Source organism: Methylobacterium sp. J-043 (genome assembly GCF_022829505.1).
GTDB classification, from domain to species: domain Bacteria; phylum Pseudomonadota; class Alphaproteobacteria; order Rhizobiales; family Beijerinckiaceae; genus Methylobacterium; species Methylobacterium extorquens_A.
In genome coordinates this window covers 143,045-157,326 of sequence record NZ_JAKSYB010000025.1, presented here as the reverse complement: position 1 = coordinate 157,326, position 14,282 = coordinate 143,045, and the positions used below count along the sequence as shown (strand labels likewise).

15 protein-coding genes are annotated in these 14,282 nt (G+C 68.4%); 3 read left to right on the top strand and 12 right to left on the bottom strand.

Going from position 1 to position 14,282, the window contains the following annotated elements:
- Positions 1-89: 89 nt before the first annotated feature.
- The 3 genes from rdgB to MKK50_RS02260 all read right to left on the bottom strand — a co-directional run bounded on the left by rdgB (position 90) and on the right by MKK50_RS02260 (position 2,091).
- Positions 90-725, bottom strand: a complete 636-nt coding sequence (gene rdgB, locus MKK50_RS02270; RefSeq protein WP_499020102.1) for an RdgB/HAM1 family non-canonical purine NTP pyrophosphatase — start codon at positions 723-725, stop codon at positions 90-92.
- A complete protein-coding gene (gene rph / locus MKK50_RS02265) occupies positions 722-1,435 on the bottom strand; it encodes a ribonuclease PH (RefSeq protein WP_003604865.1) in 714 nt (237 codons plus the stop codon). Before rph ends, rdgB begins: the two co-directional genes overlap by 4 nt.
- A 353-nt stretch (positions 1,436-1,788) precedes the next feature.
- Positions 1,789-2,091 (bottom strand): hypothetical protein, encoded by a 303-nt coding sequence (locus tag MKK50_RS02260; RefSeq protein ID WP_056195744.1) that lies wholly within the window; start codon positions 2,089-2,091, stop codon positions 1,789-1,791.
- 218 nt (positions 2,092-2,309) lie between these two features.
- Between MKK50_RS02260 and hrcA the strand changes: the two genes are divergently transcribed.
- The gene (hrcA, locus tag MKK50_RS02255) at positions 2,310-3,422 is read left to right on the top strand and encodes a heat-inducible transcriptional repressor HrcA (protein ID WP_499020100.1); all 1,113 of its coding nucleotides are present in this window, start codon (positions 2,310-2,312) and stop codon (positions 3,420-3,422) included.
- Positions 3,423-3,549: 127 nt separating this feature from the next.
- Complete coding sequence (locus tag MKK50_RS02250) at positions 3,550-4,509, top strand: DMT family transporter (protein WP_499020099.1); 960 nt, start codon at positions 3,550-3,552, stop codon at positions 4,507-4,509.
- A gap of 183 nt (positions 4,510-4,692) precedes the next feature.
- Here the strand turns inward: MKK50_RS02250 and MKK50_RS02245 are convergent, their stop codons facing one another.
- The 5 genes from MKK50_RS02245 to MKK50_RS02225 are packed head-to-tail and all read right to left on the bottom strand — an operon-like array spanning position 4,693 to position 10,649.
- Positions 4,693-5,289 (bottom strand): DUF2147 domain-containing protein, encoded by a 597-nt coding sequence (locus MKK50_RS02245; RefSeq protein ID WP_499020098.1) that lies wholly within the window; start codon positions 5,287-5,289, stop codon positions 4,693-4,695.
- 53 nt (positions 5,290-5,342) lie between these two features.
- Positions 5,343-8,438, bottom strand: a complete 3,096-nt coding sequence (locus MKK50_RS02240; RefSeq protein WP_499020097.1) for an efflux RND transporter permease subunit — start codon at positions 8,436-8,438, stop codon at positions 5,343-5,345.
- A 50-nt stretch (positions 8,439-8,488) separates the two neighbouring features.
- Complete coding sequence (locus MKK50_RS02235) at positions 8,489-9,730, bottom strand: efflux RND transporter periplasmic adaptor subunit (RefSeq protein WP_499020096.1); 1,242 nt, start codon at positions 9,728-9,730, stop codon at positions 8,489-8,491.
- Positions 9,727-10,362, bottom strand: coding sequence for a TetR/AcrR family transcriptional regulator (locus MKK50_RS02230; protein WP_253367757.1), 636 nt, complete (start codon positions 10,360-10,362; stop codon positions 9,727-9,729). Before MKK50_RS02230 ends, MKK50_RS02235 begins: the two co-directional genes overlap by 4 nt.
- Positions 10,359-10,649 (bottom strand): hypothetical protein, encoded by a 291-nt coding sequence (locus MKK50_RS02225; protein ID WP_499020095.1) that lies wholly within the window; start codon positions 10,647-10,649, stop codon positions 10,359-10,361. Before MKK50_RS02225 ends, MKK50_RS02230 begins: the two co-directional genes overlap by 4 nt.
- A gap of 319 nt (positions 10,650-10,968) precedes the next feature.
- On the opposite strand from MKK50_RS02225, the gene MKK50_RS02220 reads away from it, so the two are divergent.
- On the top strand, positions 10,969-11,562 hold the full coding sequence (locus MKK50_RS02220; RefSeq protein WP_499020093.1) for a YgjV family protein: 594 nt from the start codon (positions 10,969-10,971) through the stop codon (positions 11,560-11,562).
- A 34-nt stretch (positions 11,563-11,596) separates the two neighbouring features.
- Here the strand turns inward: MKK50_RS02220 and MKK50_RS02215 are convergent, their stop codons facing one another.
- The 4 genes from MKK50_RS02215 to fdh3B form a co-directional block, all read right to left on the bottom strand.
- Entirely contained in the window at positions 11,597-12,187 is a 591-nt protein-coding gene (locus MKK50_RS02215) for a hypothetical protein (protein WP_499020091.1), read from the bottom strand.
- Between the two features lie 44 nt (positions 12,188-12,231).
- A complete protein-coding gene (locus MKK50_RS02210) occupies positions 12,232-12,471 on the bottom strand; it encodes a hypothetical protein (protein ID WP_003605055.1) in 240 nt (79 codons plus the stop codon).
- 96 nt (positions 12,472-12,567) lie between these two features.
- Positions 12,568-13,605, bottom strand: coding sequence for a formate dehydrogenase subunit gamma (locus MKK50_RS02205; RefSeq protein ID WP_499020088.1), 1,038 nt, complete (start codon positions 13,603-13,605; stop codon positions 12,568-12,570).
- Between the two features lie 68 nt (positions 13,606-13,673).
- Positions 13,674-14,270 carry a formate dehydrogenase FDH3 subunit beta gene (fdh3B, locus tag MKK50_RS02200; protein WP_003605051.1) on the bottom strand — a complete coding sequence of 199 codons (597 nt, stop codon included), beginning with the start codon at positions 14,268-14,270 and terminating at the stop codon, positions 13,674-13,676.
- Positions 14,271-14,282: the final 12 nt, after the last annotated feature.

Below are 14,282 nucleotides of genomic sequence, written 5' to 3'. Positions count from 1 at the left end.
TGAGGCTGCGATTGGGATCGAAGCGGTGCGGACGGTGCGCTTTTCGTCTTGTTGGCGTGATGTAAGCACGCCGAACGCCACGCGAAAGCTCAGCCCGGCCGTCGCAGGCACGCCTTCGCAAGCTCGACGAAGGCCCGCGCCCGGTGCGAAAGGGCGTTACCGCTCTGCCAATCGACGCCGTGCTTCTCCTCCGAAGAGATCTCGCCGAAGGTGCGATCCATGCCCTCGGGCCGGAACATCGGATCGTAGCCGAACCCAAGGCTGCCGCGCGGCGCCACCAGATCGCCGAAGACGCGGCCCTCGAACAGCTCGGTATGGCCATCGGGCCACGCCAAAACGAGCGCCGAGACGAAGTGGGCGCGACGATCCGTGGCGCCGCGCTTGTCGAGTTCGGCGGCGATCCGGGCCATGGCGCCGGAAAAGTCCTTGTCCGGGCCGGCCCAGCGGGCGGAAAACAGGCCCGGCGCGCCATCCAGCGCATCGACGCAGAGGCCGGAATCGTCGGCGAAGGCCGGTAGGCCGGAGGCGTTGGCGGCGGCGTGCGCCTTGATCGCCGCGTTTTCCGAGAACATCGTGCCGGTCTCGTCGGGCTCCGGCAGGCCGAGTTCGCCGGCCGAGACCGCCTCGACCCCGAACGGGGCCAGCAGCTCGCGCATCTCCACGAGCTTGCCGGCATTGTGGGTCGCGATGACGACCTTGCCCGAGAGGATGCGGTGCGTGCTCACGCGATGGCCTTCCGCTGCAGTTCGACGAGCCCCGCGACGCCGCCCTTGGCGAGCCGGAGCAATTCGAGGAACTGTTCGTCCGTGAACGGCTCCATCTCGGCGGTGCCTTGCACCTCGACGATGCCGCCCTTGCCGGTGACGACGAAGTTCGCGTCCGTCTCGGCCGCCGAGTCCTCGGCGTAGTCGAGGTCGAGCACTGGCTGGCCCTTGTAGATGCCGCAGGAGACCGCCGCGACATGGTCCTTCAGGGGATCGACCGAGATGATCGAGCGGGCGCGCATCCAGGCAAAGCAATCGTGCAGGGCCACCCAGGCACCGGTGATCGAGGCGGTACGGGTGCCGCCGTCGGCCTGGATCACGTCGCAATCGACGGTGATCTGTCGCTCGCCCAGCGCCGGCAGGTTGGTGACGGCGCGCAGGGAGCGGCCGATCAACCGCTGGATCTCCTGCGTGCGGCCCGACGGCTTGCCGGAATTGACCTCGCGGCGGGTGCGCTCGTGGGTGGCACGCGGCAGCATCGCGTATTCGGCGGTGACCCAGCCCTTGCCGGAGCCGCGCAGCCACGGCGGGCCGCGCTCTTCCAGCGAGGCGGTGCAGAGCACACGGGTGTTGCCGAAGGTGACGAGGCAGGAGCCTTCCGCGTAGCGGGCGACCGCCCGCTCCAGCGTGACGTCGCGCATCGCGTCCGCCGCGCGCTTCGAGGGCCGCATGGCTTGGTAAGCTCCCGTGTCGAAAATCGAAGCCCGGGCTCTTAGGCGCTGCCAGCCCCGGCGGCAACCGCCGCCCGGCCTGCCCCAGGGCGATCGCCTGAAGGCGATGGCTCTGGATTTCCCGCCGGCCTCAGTTGCCGGCGCCCGTCTCTGCGGGTCGAGGCTCTCGCTTCGCTCCAAACGTCTCAGGACCGAAGTCCCGAAAAGCCCGCTCCGCGCGGCGCGGCTTGCGCCACGAAACCCCTCGGGCGTCTTCGAGCGATGGACTTGCCCCTTTTCGCTCGGAGACGGCCTCCGGCATGAAAAAGGCCGCCGTCTCGCGACGGCGGCCCTTCAAACGACCTTCCGGCCGATCACCAGCGGCGGTGATTCCAGTGACGGCGGTGGTGATGATGGCGCGGGCCGCCGAACCGGTGATGGCGGTGCCAATGGCCACGGTGACGCATGTGGCGGCGGTAGTGGCGGCGATCACGGCGGTACTGCGCCTGCTCGATCATCTCACCGGCCGGCGCGGTCGCCTCGGTTTGGATCGGGAGCGGGGCAGCCTGCGCAGCGCGGGGCGCCGAAGCGAGGCTCAAGCCGGTGACCGCGATCGCCAGTGCGGCGACCTTGACCATGGTCTTTCGTGCGCCAGTCAGCACTATCGGAGGCTCCATCTTTACTCGGGTGAGGGGGCCGCGGATCGCGGTTCGAAACGCCGCCCTGCTTACCAAACGACTCGGGGAGGCAGAATGATCCCTATGATTTCCCGGCCGAACTCGTGCAGGGTGTCGTTTGCCGGCTGGGCACAGTCCGTCCTTCGTCGGTCGCGTCGCGGCACGATAGGATTGATCGGCGGCGCCCAAGCGCTCACACTCGTTTGTCAGGGTCCTGCATGCGCCAGGTTCCTCTTCCCTTGATCGAGGCTCTACAGCCCATCGTGAATCCGCAACCCCAAGCGCTCGCCGCCCTCAACGAGCGCGCCCGAGAAATCTTCCGGCAGATCGTCGAGAGCTACGTCACCACAGGCGAGCCGGTGGGGTCGCGCAATCTCGCGCGCATCCTGCCGATGAGCCTGTCCCCGGCCTCGATCCGCAACGTGATGGCGGATCTGGAGCATTCCGGACTGATCTTTGCACCTCACACATCGTCCGGGCGCCTGCCGACGGAGCTGGGCCTGCGCTTCTTCGTCGATGCGATGATGGAGATCGGCGATGTCGATCTCGCCGAGAAGGCGCGCATCGAGGCGCAGATGCAGGCGGCAGCCTCGCGCCACACCTTCGATTCGGCCCTGGCTGAGGCGTCCTCGCTGCTCTCGGGCATTTCCCGCGGGGCGGGCGTGGTGCTGACCACCAAGGTCGATGCCGGGCTCAAGCATGTGGAGTTCGTGCGGCTCGATGCCGAGCGCGCGCTCGTGGTTCTGGTCTCGATCGACGGAACGGTGGAGAACCGCCTCGTCGATCTTCCGCCGGGCCTGCCGGCGGGGGCGCTGCAGGAAGCCTCGAACTTCCTCAACGCCCGCCTGCGCGGCCGCACCCTCGATACCCTGCGTGCCGATATCGAGAACGGCCGCATGGCGATGAAGCGGGAGCTCGACACTCTGACCGAGCGATTGGTCGATGCCGGGCTCGCCACCACGGTCGGCCCGTCCGAGGCGCGGCAACTCATCGTGCGGGGGCAGGCCAACCTTCTGGACGACCTGCGCGCGGCCGAAGACTTGGAGCGCATCCGACTGCTGTTCAATGACCTCGAGACGCAGAAGGATGTGATCGAGCTGCTGGCGCGGGCCGAGCAGGGCGACGGCGTGCGCATCTTCATCGGCTCGGAGAACAAGCTGTTTTCGCTCTCCGGCTCCTCGATGATCGCCGCCCCCTTCCGCGACAGCGCGCAGAAGATCGTCGGTGTCGTCGGCGTGATCGGCCCGACGCGGCTCAACTATTCCCGCATCGTGCCGATGGTGGACTACACCGCCCGCGTGGTCTCGGGGTTGCTCGACCGGTCGCGGTAGGCGTCGCTCCGGCCGTTCCGAAGCATCGCGCCCGTGGCGGCGCCGGGGGATTCGAAAGCAGGAAGCGGGAAGCGCGGCGTCCGGATGGAGCCGTAGGCAAGGGCTCGGAGTTTGCCGGAGCTTGCCCATGCCAACCGTCGTCAACCGCACCATGTCGCCGCTCGAATGGGCGATGCTGCTCGGATTGTCCGTGCTCTGGGGCGGATCGTTCTTCTTCGCGGGTGTGGCACTGTCCGCGCTGCCGCCTCTGACGCTCGTCGTCCTGCGCGTCGGATTGGCTGCGCTGATCCTCAATGCCGCCCTGCCTCTGGCCGGCATCCGCCTCCCTCGCGGCCGCGACGTCTGGATTGCCTTCTTCCGGATGGGGCTCCTCAACAACGTCGTGCCCTTCTCCCTCATCGTCTGGGGGCAGACGCAGATCGCCTCGGGGATCGCGGCCATTCTCAACGCCACGACACCGCTCTTCACCGTCGTCGTCGCCCACCTGCTGACGTCCGACGAGCGGATGACCGGAAGCCGGATGGCGGGGGCGCTCACCGGCCTCCTGGGTGTGGCCGTGATGATCGGCGCCGGGGCGTTCGCCGACGAAGGGAGCCCTCTCCTGGCGCAACTCGCGGTGCTCGGCGCAGCCCTATCCTACGCCCTGGCCGGCGTCTTCGGGCGGCGCTTCCAGCGCATGAGCATCCTGCCGCTCGCCACCGCGACCGGCCAGGTGACGGCATCCACGCTCGTGCTTCTGCCCGTGGCGTTGCTGGTGGACCGGCCGTGGACGCTGCCGATGCCAGGCGTGGCCGTATGGGGCGCGGTGCTCGGAATCGCGGTGCTTTCCACCGCGCTCGCATACTGGCTCTACTTCCGCCTGCTGGCGACGGCCGGGGCGACCAATCTCCTGCTCGTCACCTTTCTGATCCCGATGACAGCCATCCTGCTTGGCGCCCTGGTGCTGGGCGAGCCTCTGGATGTTCGGCACACTGTCGGTATGGCCCTCATCGGCGCCGCTCTCGCAGCCATCGACGGACGTGCTCTCGAGCGCATGAGGGGACGGCGCATCGAAGAGCCCGGTGTCTATCAGGGCCGCGATATCTGAGCGGTCGGAGTGCAAACCAGAGGCGCGTCATTGCCGGTGGCGGTGCACGGCTCGGGGGTCACATCTTGGAATGGACAACCGGCCGGCTCGTGCGAGGGGGCAGTGCACGTGCCGGCCGGCGTACCGCGCGCTTCCGGAAGAAGCGACGCGATGCCGGGGCATCCATACGGGATGCGCGAAACTCTATCGCGGCGCGGTCTTCTGCCCGTCCGGCGTGCGGCCCTTCGGACCTGTCCCCGGCGCGGGCTTGGCTGCCCATTCGGGATCGGCGCGCGGCCCGCCCGGTGCGTCGGTCGCCGCCTGGAGCTGTCCCGGCGGCACGTCGCTGACCCGCGTCCAGACCTGCGAGCCGCAGAACACCGCGAGCATGCAGCCCTTCACCGAGAGTTCGGTCGGCGTCTCGCTCCAGACGGTGACGTCGTAAGCCTTGCCGTTGTCGCCGTTGTAGATCTTGCCCTCGAAGCGCCCCTCTGAATTCGGCTTGAGCCCGAGCAGCATTTGGTGGCCGAGGATCGTCCGAGCATGCCGCCGCGCGTCGGGATGGTAGCGGTCGGTCCGCGGCTTGCCGTCCTCGCCCTCGGGCTTCTGCAGCCACACCACGTAGCCGCACAGGTGACGGCCGTCGCCGCCGCAATGCTCCGTGCGGACGCGGGCGCGCCCGTCCTCGGTGAGCCAGATCCCGGTCGGGTCGGCGGCCTTGGCCATATCCGGACTCATGCAGGCGAATGCGGCCAGCGCGGCGATCGCCGCCGTGGCGAAGCGTGTCAGGATGGGTGTCATCAAGGCTCCTCGGGCCATGTCCCGGCCCATCGCCGGGGCCGATGCGGAGTGGATCAGCCGTGGTGTGCGGCCGGGGTGGGGGCGTCTTCGGGCTCGTCGCGCGGGCCGACGAAGCGGCTGAGCAGCCGGCCGATGTTGCTGCCGAGGCTGTCCATCAGAAGGAACACCGCGGGGACGAAGACCAGCGAGAGCAGGGTCGAGACGATGAGACCGGCGATCACGGCGACCGCCATCGGCGCGCGGAACTCGCCGCCGATGCCGAGCGCCAGGGCCGAGGGGACCATGCCGGCAGCCATGGCAATCGTGGTCATCACGATCGGCCGGGCCCGCTTGCGCCCGGCATCGACGATGGCGGTGACGCGATCCACGCCGTGGGCCATCTCCTCGACGGCGAAGTCCACGAGCATGATCGCGTTCTTCGTCACCAGCCCCATGAGCATCAGGAGGCCGATCACCACCGGCATCGAGATCGGCATGTGGCAGATCAGCAGGCCGAGGATGGCGCCGCCGATCGAGAGGGGCAGCGAGAACAGGATCGTGAGCGGCTGGAGGAACGAACCGAACAGCAGCACCAGCACCGCGTAGACCATCATGATGCCGGCGCCCATCGCCATGAGGAAGCCGGAGAAGACCTCCTGCATGATCTCCGCGTCACCGGTCTGGCGGATGGTCACGCCCGGCGGCAGGCTTTTCGCCGTCGGTGTCGCCAGCGCTTGCTCGATCAGTGAGCCGAGCGCGTCCGAGCCCTCCATGTTGGCCTCCACCGCCACGCGTACCGCCCGGTCGTAGCGCTCGATCGCGCCGGGGCCCTGGTCGAGTTCGATGTCGGCCACCGCCGCGAGCGGCACCGCCGTTCCGTTCTTGGCCGGTACCTTCAGGTTTTCGAGCCGCGCGATCGCGCCGCGGGCGCTCTCGGGAAGCTGCACCCGGATCGGCACCTGGCGGTCCGCCGCGTTGAACTTGGCGAGGTTGATGCCGATGTCGCCGATGGTGCCGACCCGCACGGTTTCTGCGATCACGTCGGTCGCGACGCCGAGATCGGCCGCAGCACCCGGCTTCGGGCGGATGCGCACCTCGGTGCGGTTCAGCGGTGCCGTCGACATCACCGAGACGAGGTGCGGGATCGCCGCCATGTCACGCTGGAGCCGTGCGGCGATCTCCGTCACCACATCGACGTCGGGGCCGCTGACGACGAGGGCAAGGTCGCGCTGGCCGCTGTCACGCAGGGTCCACGAGCGGATGTCGGGCTCCTGCGACAGCAGGGCGGCGACCTCGGATTCGATGGTCCATTGGCGCTTCGCGCGCTCGGACTTCGGGCTCAGGTTCACGATCAGCGTGGCGAGCCGCGTCTCTTTCTTGCCGCCGGCCTGACGACCGCCATCGACGAAGACCGAGGTGACCTCGGGCAGGGCACGGATGCGTTCGACCACGCGGTCGGCAACCGCGATGGTGTCGGGGAGGCGGGCGCCCGGAGCCAGCTCGATCATGAACAGGGTGCGGGCGTTGTCCTGCTTCGGGATGAAGCCCGAGGGCAGGAGCTTGGTCGAGACGATCGAGCCGGCAAACAGCGCGAGCCCAACCATCAGCGTGATCCACTTATGGCGCACCGACCAGTCGACGAGGCGGGTATAGCCGCGCATCACCGGGCCCTCTCGCTCCTCCGCGTGGCCGTGGTCACGCAGGAAGTAGGCGGCCAAGAGCGGCGTGATCAAGCGTGCCACCAGCAGCGACATGAACACCGACACGGCGATGGTGAGCCCGAACTGGATGAAGTAGCGCCCGGCGATGCCGCCCATGAAGGAAACGGGGGCAAAGACCGCGATCAGGGTCGCGGTGATGGCGATGACGGCAAGCCCGATCTCGTCGGCGCCCTCGATCGAAGCGCGGTAGGGTGATTTGCCCATCCGCATGTGGCGCACCACGTTCTCGATCTCGACGATGGCGTCGTCCACGAGGATGCCCGTGACCAGCGTGATCGCGAGCAGGCTGATCCCGTTGAGGGTGAAGCCCAGCGCATCCATCGCCCAGAACGTCGGAAGCACGGAGAGCGGCAGAGCGACGGCGGCGATCAGGGTGGCGCGCCAGTCGCGCAGGAACAGGAACACTACGATGACGGCGAGGGCGGCGCCCTCCATCAGCGTGTGCATCGCCGAGGCGTAGCTGCCCCGCGTCGCCGCGACCGAGGAATCGATCTCCTGGAACTGGATGTCGGGATAGCCTTGAGCGAACTCGGCGATCTTCTTCTCGACGCCCGCAGCAACCTCGGCATCGCTCGCGCCCGAGCCGCGGGAGACCGAGAAGGCGACGACGGATTCGCCGTTGAAGCGGGCGAAGGTGCGCGGCTCCTCGATCGAATCCTCGACCGTGGCGAGGTCGTCGAGGCGGACCTTGCGGCCGCCGGGCAGGACGATGGAGGTCGCCTTCAGGTCGCGGATCGTGCGCGAGGCGGCCAGCGTGCGGATCGACTGCTCGCGCCCCCCGACTTCGCCGCGTCCGCCTGCCAAGTCGGCCGAGGTGATGCGTACCTGCCGGTTCACGTCCGCCGCGGTGATGCCGAGCGCCAGCAGCCGGTCGGGCAGCGGGGTGATGCGGATCTCGCGGGCAACACCGCCGACACGCTCGACGCCGCCGACGCCCTTCACGCCCTGGAGCGTGCGCGCCACCTTGTCCTCGACGAACCACGACAGGTCGGCCGGCGTCATCGCGGGTGATGTCACACCGTAGATGAGGATCGGCAGGCCGGTGATCTCGACGCGCTGGATGACCGGTTCGTCGATGGTGCGGGGCAGGTTGATGCGGATCTTCGAGACCGCATCCTTCACGTCGTTGACCGCCCGGTCGGTGTTCACCTCAAGCCGAAACTCGACCGTGGTGACGGAGGACCCTTCCGTGATCGCCGAGGTGATGTGTTTCACCCCGCGAACGCCCGCAATCGAATCCTCGACCCATTTGGTGACCTGGGTCTGCAACTCGGAAGGCGCGGCGCCGCCCTGCGTGATCGAGACCGAAACAATCGGCACGTCCACGTTCGGCATGCGGGTGACGGCAAGTCCCCGGAAGCTGACGAGGCCGAGCACCACCAGCACGAGGAACAGGACGAGGGGCGCGATCGGATTGCGGATCGCCCAGGCGGAAATGTTCAGGCGCATCGGGGCAACCCGTCAGATGGATGATCGATGGGGCTGAGGCTCAAGCCGCCTTAGCGTGAGCCGGCGTCGGCGGTGGCCTGCGGCGCGGGCGCGGCGGAGATGGCGGCCGGTGTCTGCCCCGGTCGCGCGAGCGGAACCGGGCGGACGCGGTCGCCGTCGCGCAGGAAGCTGCCGGCGCGGGCCACGACCCGCTCGCCTTCCGTGAGGCCGGAGCGGATCTCGATGTCGTCGTCGTCGGACAGGCCGGTGCGGACTTCGCGGGACTCGACCTTGTCCTCCGCGACGACCAGCACGGAGCTTCGCTTGCCGCCGCCGTAGAGGACGGAGGCCTGGGGCACCGTGACGCCGCGGGTGCGGGCGAGTTCGACGCCGCCGCGGGCGAAGGTGCCGATGCGCAGGCGCGGATCGGGATCGAGGCGGACGCGAACCTTTCCGAGCCGGCTCGCCTTATCGACCTCCGGGTAGACCGCGCGGACGTTGCCCGTGACGCGCTCGCCTTCGCCGATCTCGATGAAGGCAGGGGCACCCTCGCGCAGCAGCGGCAGCTTGGTCTCGATGACCTCGGCCTCGAGTTCGATCTCGCCGCGGGCGATCAGCCGGAACAGCGGCTCGGCCGACGAGGACGTCGCCATGCCGACCCGCGCCGTGCGGCGGCTGACGATGCCGGCTTCCGGTGCGCGGATCTCCGTGCGGGCGAGGCGCAACTCGAGTTCGTCGCGCACCGCCTTGGCCTGCGCCAGTTCGGCCTTGGCCATCGCCAACCCGTTACGGGCGAAGGCGAGCTTGCCCTCCGCCTGCCGCAGGGCGGCGGTGCGGTTCTCCATGACGGCCGCGGTGGTGATGCCGGTCTGGATCAGTTGCTTGGCGCGATCATGGGCCAGACGTGCTTCGAGTTCGGAGGCCTCGGCCTGCTCGATGTTGTTCTGGGCCTGCGGCACGGCGGCGTTCACCTTGTCGATCAGCGCACCTTGCTGCGCGAGCTGCCGGTCGATCAGGTCGCGGTTGAGGCGGGCGAGCACCTGCCCCTTCTCGACGCGCATGCCCTCCTCGGTCGGAAGCTCGACGAGGCGGTAGCCGTCGATCTCGGGGGTCACGAGGATCTCGTCGCGCGGCACCAGGGTGCCGGTCACGACCACGCTCTCGATGATCTCGCGCCGCTCGGCCTCGACCACGCTGACGGTGGGCGCCGGTGCGGTCTTCGACGGGGGCGGGGTGGTCTCGGCGCGAGCCGGCGCGAGGCCCGCGGCGGCGAGCAGGAAGGCGGGGAGGGCGAGGGCCCGGACGCGTTTCATCGGCCGGTCTCCAGATCGAGGCGGGGGAGGGGGAACGGACCGGACAGGCCGGCATCGATCACGGCCTGAAGCTGCGCCACGGCCGGGCCGGCATCGTAATCGGCGCTCAGCGCACGGCTCACGATGATGCCTTTCATCAGCGGGGCGACGGCATCGAACAGGGCGGCCGAGTCGCACTCGGGCGAGGTCTTGATCGCGTCGAACATCGTGATGAGCCAGGTCCGACCCTCTTCGTCGCCGCAGGCGACCATGGCGCCAATGGCCGCATTGCGGCTCGACTCCGCCCAGACGTCGAGGCGCAGGATCGCCGCCCCGCGGCTGAGGTCGAGGAAGAAGCGGGCGAGCACGCCCATCAGCGCGGCCCGCCTGTCGCCGGCCCGCTCCATCGCCTCGACGAGGACGGCGCCGCGCTCGCGGTCGCGCTCGGCCAGCCCGAGGACGACGGCCTCCTTGGAATCGAAGTAGCGGTAGATGTTGCCGGGGCTCATCACAGCCTCGCGGGCAAGATCCTGCATCGTGGTGCGGTGAAACCCGTTGCGGACGAAGCAGGCTTCGGCCGCGTCGAGAATGTGCTCGCGCCGGGCCGCCTGTCCGCTCCGGGCGTCGATGACGGCGCCGGCCGCTGCACTCATGACGTAATTCCTACGGTGTCCGTGGCGGCGGTGCGGCTCGGCTCGCTGAGAAACTGCACGGCGGCGCAGGAGCGCGGCTGAAGGTCGAGATCGGCACAGAGGCGGGCCTGCCAGCCGTCCGGACCGGCACCGGTCCAGCCAAGCAGCGCGAACCAGCCGAACGCCACGACGGCGCAGACGAGCAGGTTTGCCGGCGTGCAGACCGCCTTGAACCACCGCGCCGGGCTGAAGCCCTCCGGTCCGACGGCGCGAGGGAAAGACGCCCGGTCACCGACAACCATGCTCATGGCCCAACTCCTACGCTGCCGAGAACTCGATAGTGAACGTTCATTCTCATGTCAATGAACGTTCATTCTCACCGGGCGGGCAAAGGCGCCTCGCTCCAGAGGTGAGGCGCCTTTGCCACGCCGACGTCCCGTTATCGTCGCGTTAACGAACCGGTTACCACGCAGGAATAGCGCAACGGGCAAGACCCGTGCGGCTCTACGCGCAGTCGGCACTGCTTTCGCGGCGAACCGCAAAGGTCGCGAAGGAAGAGTGAAGACCAAGCTTCAACAGAACGCCCGTCACACACGAATAACGAACGCGTCGTTCGAGACCCTTCTCATGTCCCCCGTAGATCTCGCTTCCCTCGCGTGGAATGCCGCGCGTGAACACCTCGACCTGTTTGGAAGTCTTGGGCTCTGCCTGGGCTTTGCCGGTGGAATGATGCCGCGGCGAAGTTTGATCCTCTTCACTTCGGCGGCTTGCTCGGCTTGCTTCGCAGGGCACTTCCTGCGGCTCGGCGCACAGACCGGCACAGCGATGTGCCTCGTTTCGGTGATGCAGAGCGTGGTGGCGGCCCGCTGGATCGGGCCCGATTCTCGGGCAGCCTGGGTCGCCCCCTTGTTCCTGGCGAGCAGTCTCGTCGCCCTCTGCCTCACGCTCGCGACCTGGAGCGGATGGCCCTCGGCCTGCGCCGGGCTCGGGTCGCTGCTGGCGACGACGGCACGGCTTCAGGGGAATTCACAATCCATGCGCCGCTTCTTCCTCGGCGCGTCTTCGTGCTGGGCGATCCACAACACGCTGGTCGGCTCCGTCTTCGGCCTGACCTGCGATCTGCTCACGCTCACGGCGCTGGTGATCGCGCTGGTGCGCGGCGGTGCGGAGAAGCCGGCGCCTGTCGCCAACCCGGTGGCACCGCTGCAGGGCGCTGCCTGACCGGAGGCGGAGCCTGGCGGCTCCGCCTCCATTTCTACTGCTGGAAGAACCTGAGATCCAACGCCGCGAGCGCGAGCAGGGGCGGGGGGAGAACGACGCCAGCCACGCGCATGGACCGGGCGGCTTCGCGGCAGCCGGCAAAATCGTTAGCGCCGGCCGCGGCTTCGAGCTTCTCCACCGTTGCCGGGTCCGGCTTCGGGGCCGGGGCGGGCGCTGCCGGGGGAGGCGGGCTCTTGGCCGCCGCGTTCGCCCTGGCGTTCGGGTTGTCCGCCGGGTTGCCGGTGGCGGGGCCCGATGCCGGCCCGTTGCCGGTTTCGTTGACGGCGCCGCTGAGGCCCGACGTCTTTTGAGGTTCGCCGCCATCCGCCGGCTTGCCGCCCTCGGTCTTGCCGGAGGGGTTCGAGACGGCGGTGGCCTGCTGCGGCGGCGTCGCCGCGGCCTTGTTGGCCGGCTCCGGCTGCTTCACGAACGCCACCAGTTCCTGGCAGAGATTGGCCGGCTTGCCCGATGCCTGCTGCGCGGCCGGCGCGCTCGGGCTCGCATCCTGAGCCATGGCGGTGCCGGCGAGAAGCGCACAGGCCGCGAGGCCGCAGGCGAGGTGCCGGATGATCGGCGAAGGCTTCATCGGGCTCACTCCCTCGATTTCGTTATCGTGTTTTTGAGGTTCGCTCAGGAGCGCTTCGGGTGCGACGCTTCACCCTCGGCCTTGCCATGCGGCTCACCGTTGTACTCGTCCGGTTTCGGATCGCCGTTCCAGCGGGGACCGACGAGGTTGGTGCCGGGCTCCGACACCCGCGCCCCGGAGGTCGCGAACGCCTGATAGGCAAACTTCTGATTGCTGGTGAGCGCGAACATCGCCAGCACCCCGAGGGCGATGGCGGCAATCACGGCGGCGAGGAAGGCTTTCATGGTCGTGTCTTCCCTGGAGGCATGAGCCTCGGTCAGCGCGGGTGGCCCTGTCGTTCGACGGTAAAGACCGGCCCGCGCCGCCGGTCTCCCCTTTCATCACTCCGCGGGTGCAGGATGGCCCTTGAGCTGCGGTCCGCTGCCGGTGCGCGCCTCCTCCCGCTCGACCCAGAGGTCATGGTGCGCGCGCGCCCAGGCGAGATCGACCTTGCCGCTGCCCATGGCGTCGTAGGCGCCCTCCATGCCGAGCGTGCCGATATAGATGTGGGCCAGGATGCCCGCGATGAACACGATTCCGATCACGGAGTGGATCACCTGCATCACCTGCATCCCGTTGATGTCGGTGAGCGCGAAGGGGAACAGCATCATCAGGCCGGTGGCGGCCATGGCCGCGCCGAAGCCGGCGACCATCCAGAACACACCCTTCTGGCCGGCATTGAAACGGGCGGCATGGGGATGACCCTTGCCGATGAAGCCGCCGCCGGCCTTGATCCAGGCCCAATCGACCCGGTTCGGGATGTTGTCTCGGATCCAAAGGACGAACATGAAGGCCACGCCGAGCATGAACGGCCACGCGAGGTAAACGTGGCTGTACTTGGCCCATTGCGCGATGGCGCCGAACGCCTCCGGTCCGATCAGCGGCATCAGCAGCCGCTTGCCGAAGATGTAGTTCAGGCCCGACAGCGACAGGATGATGAAGCACAAAGCCGTCATCCAGTGGGTGAAGCGCTCGAACGCGTTGAAGCGCAGGATCTTCTTCCCCGATTCCTGGCTGTGCTCCATCATGATCCGGCCGCGGAACAAGAAAAACGCGCCGAGCGCGGCGAGCATGCCGAGGATGGTGAGCGCGCCGATCCAGGGCAGCCAGCGCTCGCGGAAGTTCTGATACTCACGGCCCTGCGGCTGGATCAGGTTGGCCGACTTGCCGTCGGGGATCGAGACCCGGCCGCGGATCTTGGATTCCTGCTTGAACAGGAATTCCTCATTGACCGAATCCGCGGTCGGCCGGGCGCCCATCGGGTTCTGGCCGTCGGCTTGGATCGGGTTCTGCGCCCACACCGGACCGAGGGCGCCGGGCACCGCGAAGAGCATCGCCGCCAGAAGGAGGGTGCTGAGGAAGGTCGTCGCCCGCCGCATCGGCGTTCCTTTCGAAGGGTCGTCACAGCTCGCGAGCGCGGACCCGTATATCCGCGCTCGACACAGGCTCAGATCGCGACGGTCTCGCGGTAGGCCGTCTTCCAGCCCCAGGCGCCGGAGCCGTAGCCGCGCTTGATCACCCGCTGCTTGTAGATCTCGGCGATCATCTCGCCGTCACCCGCGAGCAGCGCCTTGGTGGAGCACATCTCGGCGCAGAGCGGCAGCTTGCCTTCCGCGAGGCGGTTCGAGCCGTACTTCTCGTACTCGGCGGTCGAGAAATCGGGCTCGGGGCCGCCCGAGCAGTAGGTGCACTTGTCCATCTTGCCGCGCGAACCGAAGTTGCCGACGCGCGGATATTGCGGCGCGCCGAACGGGCAGGCGTAGAAGCAGTAGCCGCAGCCGATGCAGATGTCCTTGGAGTGCAGCACCACGGCATCGGCCGTGGTGTAGAAGCAGTTCACCGGGCACACCGCCGCGCAGGGTGCGTCGGTGCAGTGCATGCAGGCCATCGAGACCGAGCGCTCGCCGGGCTTGCCGTCGTTGAGGGTGACGACGCGGCGGCGATTGATGCCCCACGGCACCTCGTGCTCGTTCTTGCAGGCGGTGACGCAGGCGTTGCACTCGATGCAGCGATCCGCGTCGCAGAGGAACTTCATCCGGGCCATGGTTCGGTTCCT

Excerpts from the sequence above, each read along its gene's own strand:
- MKK50_RS02235 (WP_499020096.1), bottom strand. The coding sequence starts at position 9,730 with ATGAAACGCGTCCGGGCCCTCGCCCTCCCCGCCTTCCTGCTCGCCGCC.
- MKK50_RS02210 (WP_003605055.1), bottom strand. The coding sequence starts at position 12,471 with ATGAAAGCCTTCCTCGCCGCCGTGATTGCCGCCATCGCCCTCGGGGTG.
- MKK50_RS02225 (WP_499020095.1), bottom strand. The coding sequence starts at position 10,649 with ATGAGCATGGTTGTCGGTGACCGGGCGTCTTTCCCTCGCGCCGTCGGA.
- hrcA (WP_499020100.1), top strand. The coding sequence starts at position 2,310 with ATGCGCCAGGTTCCTCTTCCCTTGATCGAGGCTCTACAGCCCATCGTG.
- MKK50_RS02220 (WP_499020093.1), top strand. The coding sequence starts at position 10,969 with ATGTCCCCCGTAGATCTCGCTTCCCTCGCGTGGAATGCCGCGCGTGAA.
- MKK50_RS02250 (WP_499020099.1), top strand. The coding sequence starts at position 3,550 with ATGCCAACCGTCGTCAACCGCACCATGTCGCCGCTCGAATGGGCGATG.
- rph (WP_003604865.1), bottom strand. The coding sequence starts at position 1,435 with ATGCGGCCCTCGAAGCGCGCGGCGGACGCGATGCGCGACGTCACGCTG.
- MKK50_RS02240 (WP_499020097.1), bottom strand. The coding sequence starts at position 8,438 with ATGCGCCTGAACATTTCCGCCTGGGCGATCCGCAATCCGATCGCGCCC.
- MKK50_RS02215 (WP_499020091.1), bottom strand. The coding sequence starts at position 12,187 with ATGAAGCCTTCGCCGATCATCCGGCACCTCGCCTGCGGCCTCGCGGCC.
- MKK50_RS02260 (WP_056195744.1), bottom strand. The coding sequence starts at position 2,091 with ATGGAGCCTCCGATAGTGCTGACTGGCGCACGAAAGACCATGGTCAAG.
- MKK50_RS02230 (WP_253367757.1), bottom strand. The coding sequence starts at position 10,362 with ATGAGTGCAGCGGCCGGCGCCGTCATCGACGCCCGGAGCGGACAGGCG.
- fdh3B (WP_003605051.1), bottom strand. The coding sequence starts at position 14,270 with ATGGCCCGGATGAAGTTCCTCTGCGACGCGGATCGCTGCATCGAGTGC.
- MKK50_RS02245 (WP_499020098.1), bottom strand. The coding sequence starts at position 5,289 with ATGACACCCATCCTGACACGCTTCGCCACGGCGGCGATCGCCGCGCTG.
- MKK50_RS02205 (WP_499020088.1), bottom strand. The coding sequence starts at position 13,605 with ATGCGGCGGGCGACGACCTTCCTCAGCACCCTCCTTCTGGCGGCGATG.